14 protein-coding genes and 1 pseudogene are annotated in these 14,085 nt (G+C 53.6%); 7 read left to right on the top strand and 8 right to left on the bottom strand.

The features are described 5' to 3' along the window. Positions 1–64: 64 nt before the first annotated feature. Positions 65–1,177: a branched-chain amino acid ABC transporter substrate-binding protein gene (locus tag UC15_RS20505; RefSeq protein WP_112290547.1), complete on the bottom strand. Its 1,113-nt coding sequence runs from the start codon at positions 1,175–1,177 to the stop codon at positions 65–67. A 404-nt stretch (positions 1,178–1,581) separates the two neighbouring features. Between UC15_RS20505 and panM the strand changes: the two genes are divergently transcribed. Next, complete coding sequence (panM, locus tag UC15_RS20500) at positions 1,582–1,959, top strand: aspartate 1-decarboxylase autocleavage activator PanM (protein ID WP_112290546.1); 378 nt, start codon at positions 1,582–1,584, stop codon at positions 1,957–1,959. A gap of 83 nt (positions 1,960–2,042) precedes the next feature. Here panM and UC15_RS20495 read toward each other — a convergent pair. The 6 genes and pseudogenes from UC15_RS20495 to ftsY all read right to left on the bottom strand — a co-directional run. Further along, a pseudogene (locus UC15_RS20495) lies at positions 2,043–2,789 on the bottom strand (MFS transporter); the annotation flags it as partial. Beyond that, positions 2,761–3,084, bottom strand: coding sequence for a helix-turn-helix domain-containing protein (locus UC15_RS20490; protein ID WP_232829958.1), 324 nt, complete (start codon positions 3,082–3,084; stop codon positions 2,761–2,763). The gene UC15_RS20490 and the pseudogene UC15_RS20495, both read right to left, overlap by 29 nt. Before the next feature lie 259 nt (positions 3,085–3,343). Further along, on the bottom strand, positions 3,344–4,201 hold the full coding sequence (gene rpoH, locus UC15_RS20485; RefSeq protein ID WP_112290541.1) for an RNA polymerase sigma factor RpoH: 858 nt from the start codon (positions 4,199–4,201) through the stop codon (positions 3,344–3,346). A 318-nt stretch (positions 4,202–4,519) separates the two neighbouring features. Continuing rightward, positions 4,520–5,500: a permease-like cell division protein FtsX gene (ftsX, locus tag UC15_RS20480; protein WP_112290540.1), complete on the bottom strand. Its 981-nt coding sequence runs from the start codon at positions 5,498–5,500 to the stop codon at positions 4,520–4,522. Further along, positions 5,500–6,162: a cell division ATP-binding protein FtsE gene (gene ftsE / locus UC15_RS20475; protein ID WP_013577472.1), complete on the bottom strand. Its 663-nt coding sequence runs from the start codon at positions 6,160–6,162 to the stop codon at positions 5,500–5,502. Before ftsE ends, ftsX begins: the two co-directional genes overlap by 1 nt. 5 nt (positions 6,163–6,167) lie before the next feature. Continuing rightward, the gene (ftsY, locus tag UC15_RS20470) at positions 6,168–7,691 is read right to left on the bottom strand and encodes a signal recognition particle-docking protein FtsY (protein WP_112290538.1); all 1,524 of its coding nucleotides are present in this window, start codon (positions 7,689–7,691) and stop codon (positions 6,168–6,170) included. A 226-nt stretch (positions 7,692–7,917) separates the two neighbouring features. Between ftsY and rsmD the strand changes: the two genes are divergently transcribed. From rsmD to UC15_RS20450, 4 genes are all read left to right on the top strand, one after another. After that, positions 7,918–8,529 carry a 16S rRNA (guanine(966)-N(2))-methyltransferase gene (gene rsmD, locus UC15_RS20465; protein ID WP_112290537.1) on the top strand — a complete coding sequence of 204 codons (612 nt, stop codon included), beginning with the start codon at positions 7,918–7,920 and terminating at the stop codon, positions 8,527–8,529. A 1-nt stretch (position 8,530) separates the two neighbouring features. Next, positions 8,531–8,809 (top strand): DUF1145 family protein, encoded by a 279-nt coding sequence (locus UC15_RS20460; RefSeq protein ID WP_013577475.1) that lies wholly within the window; start codon positions 8,531–8,533, stop codon positions 8,807–8,809. 220 nt (positions 8,810–9,029) lie between these two features. After that, positions 9,030–9,656 carry a lysoplasmalogenase gene (locus UC15_RS20455; protein WP_112290535.1) on the top strand — a complete coding sequence of 209 codons (627 nt, stop codon included), beginning with the start codon at positions 9,030–9,032 and terminating at the stop codon, positions 9,654–9,656. A 114-nt stretch (positions 9,657–9,770) separates the two neighbouring features. Next, on the top strand, positions 9,771–12,128 hold the full coding sequence (locus UC15_RS20450; RefSeq protein ID WP_112290533.1) for a zinc/cadmium/mercury/lead-transporting ATPase: 2,358 nt from the start codon (positions 9,771–9,773) through the stop codon (positions 12,126–12,128). A gap of 51 nt (positions 12,129–12,179) precedes the next feature. Here UC15_RS20450 and tusA read toward each other — a convergent pair whose 3' ends face one another. Continuing rightward, positions 12,180–12,440, bottom strand: a complete 261-nt coding sequence (gene tusA / locus UC15_RS20445) for a sulfurtransferase TusA (protein ID WP_112290532.1) — start codon at positions 12,438–12,440, stop codon at positions 12,180–12,182. Between the two features lie 233 nt (positions 12,441–12,673). On the opposite strand from tusA, the gene UC15_RS20440 reads away from it, so the two are divergent. After that, positions 12,674–13,345 carry a 7-cyano-7-deazaguanine/7-aminomethyl-7-deazaguanine transporter gene (locus UC15_RS20440; RefSeq protein ID WP_112290530.1) on the top strand — a complete coding sequence of 224 codons (672 nt, stop codon included), beginning with the start codon at positions 12,674–12,676 and terminating at the stop codon, positions 13,343–13,345. A gap of 124 nt (positions 13,346–13,469) precedes the next feature. Next, positions 13,470–14,036 carry a DcrB family lipoprotein gene (locus tag UC15_RS20435; RefSeq protein ID WP_112290529.1) on the top strand — a complete coding sequence of 189 codons (567 nt, stop codon included), beginning with the start codon at positions 13,470–13,472 and terminating at the stop codon, positions 14,034–14,036. Positions 14,037–14,085: the final 49 nt, after the last annotated feature.

The following is a 14,085-nucleotide window of genomic DNA, read 5'->3' as shown; positions in this document are numbered from 1 at the left end:
CTTCGCAGGGGAGGGAGCAGAACGGTGAATACCTCTCTCTTCGCAGCGAAAGGTGTTAAGACCATTATTTGATCGGGGTAGACGTGCCATCCTTATGCCACTCGAAAATACCGAATTCGAATCCTTTCAGGTCACCTTTCTCATCCCAGCTCAGCGGACCCATGACAGTATCCACTGACGCTGATTTCAGATTTTTAGCAATGTCAGCCGGTTCCATGCTGCCGCTGCGTTCCATACCGGTGGTCAGCGCCTGCAATGCAGCGTAAGTCGTCCAGACGAACGGACCGGTTGGATCCAGTTTTTTGGCTTTCAGCGCATCAACGATTGGCTGGTTAGCCGGAACCTGGTCATAACGTTTTGGCAGCGTCACCAGCATACCTTCAGAGGCATCACCGGCGATGTTAGACAACGAGGAGTTGCCCACGCCTTCCGGCCCCATGAATTTGGCGTTCAGACCGGCTTGCTTGGACTGGCGCAGGATCTGGCCCATTTCCGGGTAGTAGCCGCCGAAGTAAACGAAATCGACGTTTTCTTTCTTCAGACGTGCCACCAGCGTGGAGAAGTCTTTATCACCTGCGGTCACACCTTCAAAAAGAACGACGTTGCCGCCACCTTTTTTGAGCGCGTCCTGCACGGAACGAGCCAGGCCTTCGCCGTATTGCTGTTTGTCATGCACAACGGCGATACGTTTTGGTTTGATGGTGTCGAGGATGTATTTGGCTGCGGTCGGGCCCTGATCGGAATCCAGACCGGTGGTGCGCATCACCATTTTATAACCGCGGGTGGTCAGGTCAGCGTTGGTCGCGGCCGGAGTGATCATCAGCACGCCTTCATCTTCATAGATGTCAGAAGCAGGCTGAGTAGAGGAAGAGCACAGGTGGCCGATCACGTAACGGATACCGTCGTTGATCACTTTGTTCGCTACCGCAACCGCTTGTTTCGGGTCACAGGCATCGTCATATTCCACGCCAACCAGTTTGTCACCTTTCACGCCGCCTTTGGCGTTGATGTCAGCGATGGCTTGTTTTGCACCTGTAAATTCCATGTCACCGTACTGGGCGACCGGACCTGACATAGCACCAACAATGGCGACTTTAATATCTTTTGCGAATGCCGCCTGACTCATTGCTAATGCAATACAACCTGCCAGCCAGATCTTACCCTTCATTGCTTTCATCCGATTACCCCGTTCATGTGTGTGTTGTGGTTTGCTCTTTGTTGCCTGTTTAAAACATCATCACTTAGGAAATTTAGTATAAGTAATAACGAGTTAACGGCTTATTTCGTCTTATTTTCGAATAAGACTTTATAATTCATATCATTAAACAGGAATTTTCTTCTGCAAATCAAATAGCACAATCAGAAATATGAGGTGTAAACAGAATTTTATTTGGGCGAAAAGGCGGCGCGGATTTAAACAATCAGTCGTTAACACTGGCTTTATTGATTAAAGCCAACATTTATCGCTTATGCAGAGATCGCTAAAAAACTTTTCGACCTGTTACTGTACAAAAAAAGTTACGCCCGTTCTGCAGAACGATCCGCTACACTGATTGCCTCCTTTTTCTGACCTTCCGCATCATGAAACTAACTATCCAAAAACTGACGTCACTCAGCGCGCAGGACCTGATCGATCTGGCAAAAATCTGGCCGGAGCAAACCGAAAGTGACTGGCAAGCCAGCCTGCAAAACGACCGTGCGCTGTTTGCGGCGGTGTTTAATGAACGCATTCTGGGCGCGGTGAAAATTGCGCTCGATGGCAATCAGGCTGAACTGAGTGATTTGCTGGTGCGCGACGTCACGCGTCGTCGCGGTGTCGGGCTGTATCTGATGGAAGATGTGCAGGCGCAGCTGCCGCAGGTGAAAAGCTGGACGATGAAAGCAGAACCTGAGCCCGTGCTGGATGCGTTTATGCAGGCATGTGGTTTTCACAATGAAAAAGGTGTGTGGCGCAAATAAGTGCTACAGGCGACCCGTCCCCCGGTCGCCTGGGTTTCCCTTTTACTGACTGATTTCAGCTGGCTCTCCGGCAATTTTGGTGTTTCAGGTTTTGCCCTGAGAAACGCTATCGCGACCACGCCAAACAACGTGATGCCACAAAGGGTGAGTAAGCCGGCAATATTATTCGAGAACATACTATCCGCGGCCACACGGATTTGTGGTGCCAGGAATCCGCCAATCGCCCCGAACAGATTGATGAAACCAATCCCCGCCGCCAGCGCACTGCCGCTGAGCAACGTGGTCGGAATGGTCCAGAACACCGGCTGTACGGCAATAAACCCAACGGCGGCAAAGCACAGCGCACCTATCGCCAGCACCGGACTGGCAACCAGAGCAGAACCCCCAATCCCCAGCCCGGCGGCCAGTAAGGTGAACGCGGCTATCGAGCGTAAATGGCCAGTTTTATCGGCATAGCGCGGAATAAAGAAGGTGCCGAACATCGCCGCAATCCAGGGAACAGACGCGATCAGCGACGCACTGAAACCGACTTTTGTTCCCAGCAAACTGGCGACCTGCGTCGGCAGGAAGAAAATCAGCCCGTAAACGCCAATCTGAATAATCAGATAAACCAGCCCGAGGTGCCAGATCGCCGGAATGCTGAAGGCATCCCGCAGGCGTGAATTCTGTTTCAGTTTCTCTTCTTTCGCCAGTTCACCGATCAGCGCCTGTTTTTGTTCAGCTGACAGGAAACGCGCCGTCGAGGGGCCATTATCGAGATACCAGAATGTCCAGATACCGGCCATCACCGCCAGCACCCCTTCAATCATAAACATCCAGAACCAGCCCGGTGTCGTGCATCAGCGCTTTCAGATGCGGGAGTGCGACATTGCGCAAATCGAGCTGGCGGGAAACCTGACTGCCCAGCTCCAGCAATCTGAACCCGAGGCGGTAGTTACCGGAATTTGACTGGGTAACTAAACGCTGATTTTTCAGTTCCTCCAGCAGCAGATACACGGTGCTTTTGGGCATCCCCAGTTCACTGACGAGCTGGTTCGCGTTGCACTGTCCTTGCCGGGAAATGATGTCGAGAATGGCGACGGCGCGCGTCAGTGCCGGAACTTTTGATTTAGCGATTAATTCCATCATGCTGGAATCCATTCTGTTGAGATGGACAAGTTATAGAGGCAAAAATGAACAGACGACAGGACGCTTGTGATCCTCTGTGATTGAGTTCTCTATAAAGTTGAATATTCCAACATACTGGAATAACCAGATGATTTAGAAGGGAAAATATTCAGAGCAATTCCAGTATGCTGGAATTAACAGGGGCGTTCAGAGGAGAATTTCAGGCATAAAAAAAGCGACCATAAAGGTCGCTTTTTCACTTCGGAAACTGCGTTTATCAGGCTTCGATTGCCACACGCAGTTTTTTCATCGCGTTCTTTTCCAGCTGACGAACACGTTCTGCGGATACACCGTATTTATCGGCAAGCTCCTGCAGAGTCGATTTGTTTTCGTCATCTAACCAGCGGGCACGAATGATATCCTGGCTGCGCTCATCCAGACCTTCCATTGCAGAGGAAAGTTTGTCGGTCGCGTCCTGATCCCAGTTATCTTCTTCGATGGTTTCTGCAAAGTCAGAACTCTTGTCTTGCAGATACAGCATCGGTGCCATCGCAGCGCCATCGCGTGGTTCATCGTCCGGGGTCGGATCAAACGTCATGTCCTGTGCGGCCATGCGTGATTCCATTTCCAGCACATCTTTGCTGGTTACACCCAGTTCGCGGGCAACGTGCTCTACTTCGTCGTGGCTGAACCAGCCCAGACGCTGTTTGTTTTTACGCAGGTTAAAGAACAGCTTACGCTGCGCTTTGGTGGTGGCGACTTTCACGATGCGCCAGTTACGCAGCACATATTCGTGAATTTCTGCTTTGATCCAATGCACGGCAAAGGACACCAGACGCACACCGACTTCCGGATTAAAACGGCGAACCGCTTTCATCAGGCCGATATTCCCTTCCTGGATAAGGTCTGCCTGTGGCAAACCGTAACCTGAATAGTTGCGGGCAATGTGAGCAACAAAGCGCAGGTGAGACAGGATCAGCTCTTTCGCTGCTTCCAGGTCACCGTCGTAATGCAGCCGTTCAGCCAGCGCCCGTTCTTCCTCTGCGGTGAGCATAGGATAGGCATTGGCGGCCCGAACATAGGCTTCCAGGCTACCTTGGGGTACTAATGCTAAAGTGCGCATTTCTTTGGTCATTCAAGCCTCTCATGTATGACGTAATGCAGGTTTTATACCACGTTGCTGCGGGATGATACCGCTACGTTGCTGGCCTTAAGGGGCGACAACAAAGCAACGCCGAGCCCTTCATATTCGCTGCTCTACGACCACGAATTTTACATAAAGTTCACGGACAGATTCAACAGTCTGATGACTCTATGTGACAGACTGACTATTGGATAGTGAATTTGTGCCATTGCAGGGGAAGCAGGAAAATGATGGGACGATATAGCAAGAATCGGCTGTTCCCCTGTACACAAAGACTGAGCAGCAGGGGAACATTATAGCAAATTATCGCTACTGTGGTGTAAATCGCCGTAAATGTTGAACCGTCGCCAGCCAGGCGGCAATCCAGCCAATCATCGCGGACACGATCAGCAGCAGCAGGCTTTCATCCCAGCCCAGACCGTGCAGGTCAAAGGTGGTACCGAACACCTGTGCCACCTGGGTCACTACGCTCTCAAGGCGCAGCACCAGCACTTCCGAGAGGATCAGCGACAACAATGCGCCGGTGAAACCGAGCATCGCGCCGCCGTTCAGGAACGGCCTGAGAATGAACCCGTCGGTCGCGCCAATCAGCTTCATCACGTTGATGGTATCGCGTCGGCTGAAGATGCTCAGTCGCACACTGTTACCAATAACCAGGAAGACGGCGATCACCATCAGCACGCCGATCATCGCCGCAATCTGCCCGACCAGACCGGTGAGCGCCGCAAGACGGGCAAACCAGCTGTCATCCATACGCACTTCATCCACGCCATGTACGGCCGCCACGCGGTCGCGCAAGGTGTTGAGTGTCGCAGAATCCTGGAAATTCATTTTAGGCGTGATGATAGCCACCGCTGGCAGCGGGTTTTGCTCCAGCATGTCCATTGCGCCGCCAAAGCCAGACCAGTTGCGGAACTCGCCCATCGCTTCTTCACGGGACAGATAATTAACTTTATCCACGCCCGCTTCTGTTTTGAGGGTTTTCACCACGTTTTCTGCGGCGTCATCGTCCAGCGCTTTGTCGAGATACACGGTCAGCTGCGGCGTCGGATACCACTGTTCTGCCGCGGTACTGACGTTTTTCCACACCAGATAACAGACGCTCGGTAGCGTCAGGGAAATCGCGATTACCATCACCGTGAGCAGTGTTGCCAGCGGCTGACGCAGCATGTCAGCCAGCGCGTTCATCCACGCATAACGCCACTGTTCGCGCCAGCCACCCTGCAACGCTTTGCTTTTTGCGGCACGGGCGCTTTTTGCGGTTTTCGCCGGGTTCGGACTGTTCGCCATTAGTACACCCCTCCCGACATACGCCCCTGACTCAGCGTCAGCGTACGGTAATTACGACGGGCAATAAGACCCACATCATGCGTCGCCATCAGAACGGTGACGCCGACGCGGTTAAATTCTTCGAACAGACGCAAAATGCCTTCCGACAATTCACCATCGAGGTTACCGGTCGGTTCATCCGCCAGCAGCACCGCAGGCTTGTTCACCACCGCACGGGCGATGCCCACACGTTGTTGTTCACCGCCGGAAAGCTGGATTGGCAGGTTCTTCGCTTTATCCAGTAATCCGACTTTATCCAGCGCAGCCGATACGCGACGGCGAATATCTTCGCTGCTGGCCCCGGAAATGATCAGCGGCATCGCCACGTTGTCATACACGGTGCGATCCATCAGCAGATGGTGATCCTGAAAGATCATGCCGATCTGACGACGCAGAAATGGCACTTCGCTGGATTTCAGGCGGCTGATGTCATGGCCCCCAAACAAAATATGTCCGGCACTCGGGCGTTCAATGCCGCAAATCAGCTTGAGCAGGGTACTTTTACCCGCGCCTGAGTGTCCGGTCAGAAATGCCATTTCCGCTTGCTGGATGTGAAAGTTGACGCCCTGAAGCGCCTGTCGTCCGCCCAGATAAGCTTTACTGACCTGTTCAAAGCGAATCATCCGTATTAATCCTCTCGGGCAAAAAGTGCCTCAATAAAATCGTCTGCCTTAAACGGCCTTAAATCTTCGATACCTTCACCGACACCAATGTAGCGGATCGGAATGCTGAACTGATCGGCGATGGCAAAGATCACGCCGCCTTTCGCGGTGCCATCCAGTTTAGTCAGCGTTATCCCGGTCAGCCCGACGGCTTCGTTGAATAATTTCGCCTGACTCACCGCATTCTGGCCGGTGCTGGCATCGAGCGTCAGCATCACTTCATGCGGCGCATCTTCGTCGAGCTTCTTCATCACGCGGACGATTTTCTTCAGCTCTTCCATCAGGTGCGCTTTGTTCTGCAAACGCCCGGCAGTATCGGCAATCAGCACGTCGATATTACGGGCTTTCGCCGCCTGAATCGCATCGAAGATAACGGACGCGGAATCGGCACCGGTATGCTGTGCAATCACCGGGATCTTGTTGCGCTGACCCCAGACCTGCAGCTGTTCAACGGCTGCGGCACGGAACGTATCGCCCGCCGCCAGCATCACAGATTTACCCTGTGCTTCAAACTGGCGCGCCATTTTACCGATGGTGGTAGTTTTACCGACGCCGTTTACACCAACCATCAGAATGACATACGGGGTTTTCCCGCTGACATCCAGTGGCTCGTCAACTTTTGCCAGTATTTCGGACATTTCTTCCTTCAGCTTACCGTACAGCGCGTCAGCATCTTTCAGCTGTTTACGCGAAGCGTGTTCTGTCAGTGAAGCAATGATTTTACGGGTAGTTTCGACGCCAACGTCGGCGATTAACAACTGTTCTTCCAGCTCTTCGAACAGATCGTCGTCGATTTTCTTACCGCGGAACAGGCCGACAAAACCTGAGCCCAGATTCTGCTTGGTTTTGACCAGACTGCGTTTCAGACGCGCAAAGAAACCTTCTTTGGTCGGACGCTCCTGCTCGGTTTCACCGGCAGGTAAAACGACGATAGGATCCAGCGCCACCGGCAGTGGTTCTTCGGCTGCGACAGAATCATCAACATAATCAATGGCATCAAGACGTTCGTCTTCGGCAATTTCTTCGGCCGATTCAGCAAATTCGTCTTCAGCAACATCTTCTTCAATCAGATCGTCTTCAACCACCACTGGCTGCGCAGCAACCTGTTCGGTGATGTGAACAATTTCTTCTGCCAGTTCAGCGGCGGCCTGTTCGCGAACCGGTTCAGGTTCTTTCAGCGGTTCCGGCTCAATTTCTGGCTCAGGTTCCACTTCCGGTGCCGGTTCGACTTCTGGCTCAGGTTCAACCACAGGTGCGATTTCTGCCGCAGATTCTGCGGCGGCTGCGGTATCCCATTCGCCAGGATGCTGCTCAACCGGAACACCCGGCTCTTCGGCTAGCGGATGTTCTTCAACCACCGCATGTTCTTCAACAACAGACTGTTCTTCAATAACAGGCTGTTCTTCGCGGATTTCTTCCTTCTGCTGCTCTTCTTCCTGACGGCCACGGCCAAACCAGGAGAAGAAACCGCGTTTTTTATCTTTTGCCATTTTACAACTTCACTCCTCGCCGTTAATGACTGGCGAACGGATTATTAATAGGGTTATGGTCAGGCAGTCTATCACTTTCCCCTGCAGGCAACACGCCCGCGTATTGAATTCCGGTGGTTTTTCAATCGACAATGTTAAACATTTGCCCAATGGCTGCACACCGGTAGAATAGCCTTCCAAACGATATGCAACGAAGCCTGACGGCTTTGGATTACACAAGCGAACTATGGCAAAGAAACCCAACACTCCCGCCGCCGGCCAGATCCGAATTATTGGCGGACAATGGCGCGGACGCAAACTTCCGGTTCCACATAGCCCGGGACTGCGCCCGACCACCGATCGCGTACGCGAAACGCTGTTTAACTGGCTGGCGCCGGTTTTACAGGGCGCACATTGTCTGGACTGTTTTGCAGGCAGCGGCGCGCTCGGTCTGGAAGCCTTGTCACGTTATGCGGCCAGCGCCACACTGCTGGAGTTTGAACGCCCGGTTGCGCAACAGTTAGAGAAAAACCTGGCGCTGCTAAACGCCGGTGATGCGAAAGTATTTAACGTCAATACATTGAACTGGCTGGCAAAAGCCGGAAATGCCTTTGATGTGGTTTTCCTCGATCCGCCTTTCCGTAAAGGCATTCTGCAAGACACCCTGAACCTGCTGGAGCAAAACCAGTGGCTGGCGGATGAAGCCTGGATTTATGTCGAAACAGAAGCCGAGCACGGTACATTGGATGTGCCCGCCAGCTGGCGGCTGCACCGTGAAAAAGTCGCCGGACAAGTTGCTTATCGCCTTTACCATCGCGATGTGACGCCTGAAACCGGCTCACCAGAACAGGAGCAGTAAGATGTTGATCAATATTGGTCGGTTGTTGATGTTATGTATTTGGGCGTTTCTGGCGTTTAACCTGATCCACCCGTTCCCGAAGCCGATCAAATACTTTTTAGACGTGGCGATTGTGTTCATGTTCTTTATGCACGGCCTGCAGGTGATGCTGCTTAAAGCCACGCAGGGCAAGGAAAAGGACACCATCGGCCCGTGGCTGCAAACCCGCATCTTCCTGTTCGGCGTGTTCGAACTGATGGCGTGGCAGAAAAAACAGCCGCCGCTGCCCGCTAAAAAGTAATGCCTGTATTGACGGCGCGTCAGGCGCCGTTCATTTCCTGCGTCGCCCCACTGTTTTAAAACTGCGTTAATCAGACCCGTCGTTACGGGGATTTCTGATTGTCGCCGGTGTGCCCTCTCTCCTACACTGAAAGCAAGTACAGGAAAACAGGATGTGTTTTCCTGAAGGCAGATCCTTGCATCGTTTCCATGTTCTGTTCTTACATTTAAAAGGATAAACAATGAGTTGGCCATTCCTCGCAGTATTTTTCTCTGGCTGGTTATTCGTTGACGCCAGCTATCGCGGCCCGCGCTGGCAGCGCTGGGTGTTTAAACCCGTCACCTTACTGCTGCTGCTTTTGCTTGCCTGGCAGGCACCCACGCTCAATGTTTACAGCTACCTGATCCTGCTGGGACTGGCGGCGACGCTGGTGGCAGACGGCCTGTTGTTGCTGCCTGAAGAGCGGTTCATGTACGCCATCGGCGCGTTCTTCCTCTCGCATCTGCTGTATACGTTGAGTTTCGCCAGCCAGATGACCATTACCTTCTTCTGGCCGTTGCCACTGACGCTGCTGATTATCGGCGCCATATTGCTGGCAGTGATCTGGACGCGGCTGGCCGAACTGAGATGGCCAGTGACCACTTACATCGCGATGACCCTGCTGATGGTCTGGCTGGCCGGCGAGCAGTATTTCGCACGCAGTACCGACATGGCGTTTTCGCTGTTCTGCGGCGCGGTGCTGTTGCTGCTGGCTAATATTCTGTGGCTGGTCAGCCGCTATCGCTTCAAATTCCGTGCGGCAGACGCACTGGTAGCCGCCTGTTACTTTGGCGGTCACTTCCTGATCGTCCGCTCACTTTATTTGTAAATTCCTGCGGCGGAACCGTTCTGGTTCCGCTACCTCAAAATTATTCTTGACCTTAGAGCTGACTCCAACGTTTACAATGGGGGTAATTCCACTCGGTTTCGAACCGGAGGCTTTATGATCCCAATGAAAAATAACAACAGCTGTAGCTGCGGATGTCAGGGCAAACGCGCGCCTGGACTGCATATCAACAAAATCGGCGCTATTGCCCAGTCCGGTACACATCCTGCCAGCTGTTGCAGTGATAAATCCCCGCTGGCGGTGTCGGCTTGTGCCTCCACTTCTGACAGTTGCTGTGCGCCGAAAGCAGGTGAGCACTCACATACTTCTGATGACGGCAGCACAGAAGGTTCGCCGGGCGAAGATGACCCCAGCGCGCCGCCTTCCGGCACTCAGCAATACAGCTGGAAAGTGGAAGGTATGGATTGCCCGGCCTGTGCCCGCAAAATCGAAAATTCTGTCGCCGGTCTGGATGGCGTAAACCGCGCCAGAGTGCTTTTCGCGACAGAAAAACTGGTCATTGATGCCAGCCACGACATCTCACAAAACGTGATACAGGCCGTGACCGGTGCAGGTTTTACCCTGCAATCCCTCAATAAAAATCAACATACTCCGCAACCGGAAGAGTCACGCCTGAAAGAGGCGCTGCCGCTGATCGCCCTTTCGGTTCTGATGCTGCTGAGCTGGGTGCTCGACCATTTCAACCCGCAAATGGGTGAAATTGCGTTTATTGCCACCACACTGGTGGGACTGTGGCCGGTGCTTCGTCAGGCGATCCGCCAGACCCGTTCCGGCTCGCCTTTCGCCATCGAAACCCTGATGAGCATTGCCGCAATCGGCGCGCTGTTTATCGGTGCCACTGCCGAAGCCGCGATGGTGTTGCTGCTGTTTATGGTCGGCGAACGCCTTGAATCCTTTGCCGCCAACCGGGCGCGCAGCGGTGTGAAATCCCTGATGGCGCTGATACCCGATACCGCCGTCCGCGTAGTGAATGGTAAATCTGAAACCGTGCCGGTCAGCAGTTTGCGTCCCGGCGACGTTATCGAAATCGCCGCAGGCGCACGTCTGCCCGCCGATGCCATTTTGCAAAGCGCTGCCAGTTTCGATGAAAGTGCCCTGACCGGTGAGTCAGTACCTGTAGACCATCAGCCCGGTGAGAAAGTCCCCGCGGGCAGCCTGTGCGTTGACCGCCTCGCACGTCTGGAAGTGGCTTCTGCACCCGGCAACAGCGCCATCGACCGCATCCTGCAACTGATCGAAGAAGCCGATGAACGCCGTGCGCCAATCGAGCGTTTCCTCGATACTTTCAGCCGCTATTACACACCGGTCATTATGCTGATGGCGCTGCTGGTGATTGTCGTTCCGCCGCTGGCAATGGGACTGTCGTGGGAAACCTGGATTTACCGCGGGCTGACTTTATTGCTGATTGGTTGCCCGTGCGCCCTGGTAATTTCAACGCCGGCAGCGATCACCTCCGGGCTGGCCGCGGCGACGCGTCAGGGCGCTTTAATCAAAGGCGGTGCAGCGCTGGAACAACTGGCGCTGATTCAAACCGTAGCGCTGGATAAAACCGGCACACTGACCGAAGGCAAGCCCGAAGTCACTGACGTTTTAATCCTGAACGGTGCCAGTGAAGGCGAAGTGTTAAGTCTGGCCTCGGCGGTGGAAGAAGGTTCGCATCACCCGCTGGCACAGGCGATTTTAGCCCGTGCAAAAATCAGTAATCCGTTACCGCTCACGGCGCAGGATCGCCGCGCGCTGGCCGGTTCAGGCGTGGAAGGTCTCGTTTCAGGTCGCAAAATTCAGGTACTGGCACCAAAAAGCGTGACTGAAAACAGTCTGACAGCGGAAACCCTTACGCAAATTTCTGACTGGGAATCCACCGGAAAAACCGTGGTGGTAGTGTTGCAGGAAAATAACGCGATCGGGCTGATTGCCATGCAGGATCGTCTGCGTGATGACGCGGCAGAGGCGTTGCAGAAACTGAAAGCACTCGGCGTTTCAGCAGTGATGCTGACCGGTGACAATCCGCGGGCTGCGAAAACCATCGCTGACCGGCTGGGCATTGATTTCCGCGCCGGTTTACTGCCTGCGGATAAAGTCTCGGCGGTCACCGCGCTGAATGCGCAAAAACCGGTGGCAATGGTCGGTGATGGCATTAACGATGCGCCGGCGATGAAAGCCGCGACTATCGGTATTGCGATGGGAAGCGGAACGGACGTCGCGCTGGAAACGGCGGATGCCGCACTGACGCACAACCGTCTGAGCGGGCTGGCGCAGATGATCAGCCTGTCACGCGCCACCCGGGCGAATATCCGTCAGAACATCACGATCGCGCTGGGGCTGAAAGCGATTTTCCTGGTCACCACGCTGATGGGGCTGACCGGATTGTGGCTGGCCGTGCTGGCGGACTCCGGCGCAACGGCGCTGGTCACCGCCAATGCGCTAAGGCTGTTGCGCAATAAATCGAAATAAACTTAATCGATGCGAACGTAATCGCAGCAGACAAGACTCAGGGCTGAGCTATCAGCCCTGTTTTTCGACTAAACCTTTGCACAATAAATAGCGATACGGCTGAGCTTCGGTATCCGACGCCAGCAGCGTATGTTCCATAAAACGGCAGAAACCGGGAATATCGCGGGTAGTTGCCGGATCATCGGCGATGATCAACAGCGTTTCGCCATCTTTCATGGTGCGTACCGCTTTGCGAACCATCATCACAGGTTCCGGGCAACGCAGGCCGAGCGCATCAAGCTGATGGTCGGGATTGATAAAGGGATCGGTCATTTCGTGTCTCAACATCTTCGGGCGCGGCAAAGCCTGATAGTTTAACCCGCTGGATTTCCCGCGCAACTGACACGGCTCATTGCGCTAAAATTAACCGTCGGACCTGTTGCGCAAACGGTGTGCAAACAGGTACTATGCGCGCCGCAAACCGCTAACGCCCCTGCGACAGCGTCAAGAACGCAGGGTATTTGGGTTCCCTCACCCCAATTTGTTCATAAAAAAAGGTCACATATATGTACTCCTTTACTGCTCAGCAGCGGTTTTCCGCGCTGATATGGCTTTCGCTATTCCACATTGCCATCATTACTTCCAGTAACTATCTGGTTCAGTTACCCGTCTCCATTTTTGGTTTCCATACCACCTGGGGCGCGTTCACCTTCCCGTTCATTTTTCTGGCTACTGACCTGACCGTCCGTATATTCGGCGCGCCGCTGGCACGACGGATTATACTTTCCGTGATGGTGCCTGCGCTGGCGATTTCCTATGTCATCTCGGCGTTATTCTTTGAAGCGCAATGGCAGGGAGCAGAAGCACTCAGCAGCCTGAATATCATGGTCGCGCGTATCGCCACCGCCAGTTTTATGGCGTATGTGCTGGGGCAAATTCTTGACGTTCACGTGTTTAACCGCCTGCGTCAGAATCGCCGCTGGTGGATAGCGCCGGTGGCCTCGATGTTCCTCGGCAATATCAGCGATACCCTGTCCTTCTTCTTTATCGCTTTCTACAAAAGTACCGATGCTTTTATGGCGCAGCACTGGGTGGAAATCGCGATGGTGGATTACACATTCAAGGTGCTGATCTGCCTGGTATTCTTCCTGCCGATGTACGGCATGCTGCTGAATATGCTGCTTAAGCGTTTATCCGCGCAGGGAAATAACCCGCATTCTGCCGTCCGCGTGCACTAAACTGTGAGCGGGGAAGACACAAATCGCGCCATAATCTGACTTGCTTTTGTGGCCTGAATAGGTTGCCATAAAGGCTGTTAAGTCAACATGTAAGCCTGGTTAACAGGCCACTTAAGGAAGCCCGATGCGTAATATCGCGAAAATGATGGGAATGGCAGTACTGATCGCTGGTCTGGCTGCGTGTGACGGTAAAACTACCGATGCACCTGCCGCAGATAAAGGTGCGCCAGCGGCCTCAGCAACGGCAGCGACCGTACCGGTCAGCCTGCTGGAAGGTAAAGTCACCTTCTCCCTGCCGCAGGGAATGAGCGACCAGAGCGGTAAGCTGGGCACTCAGGCAAACAATATGCATGTGTACGCTGACAGCACCGGTCAGAAAGCCGTGATTGTGATCCTGGGTGATAACACCACCGAATCGCTGGATGTTCTGGCGGGTCGTTTACAGGATCAGCAAAAAGCCCGTGATACTAATCTGCAGGTTGTGACCAATAAATCTATTCAGGTCAATGGCCAGACGCTGCAACAACTGGACACCGTAATCACTTCTGCGGGTCAGAAAGCCTACTCTTCCATCGTGCTGGGCAAAGTTGACAGCCATTTGCTGACCCTGCAAATCACCCTGCCAGCGGATAATCAGCAGCAGGCGCAGACCGATGCAGAAACCATTATCAACACCCTGAAAATTCAATAAATCCAGAGGTATTGAAAATATCAGGCGGGGCTCAGGCTTCGCCTTTTTT

This window comes from Rahnella sp. AN3-3W3 (assembly GCF_003263545.1).
GTDB classification, from domain to species: Bacteria; Pseudomonadota; Gammaproteobacteria; order Enterobacterales; family Enterobacteriaceae; genus Rahnella; species Rahnella variigena.
This window is presented reverse-complemented; position numbering and strand designations above follow the sequence as displayed.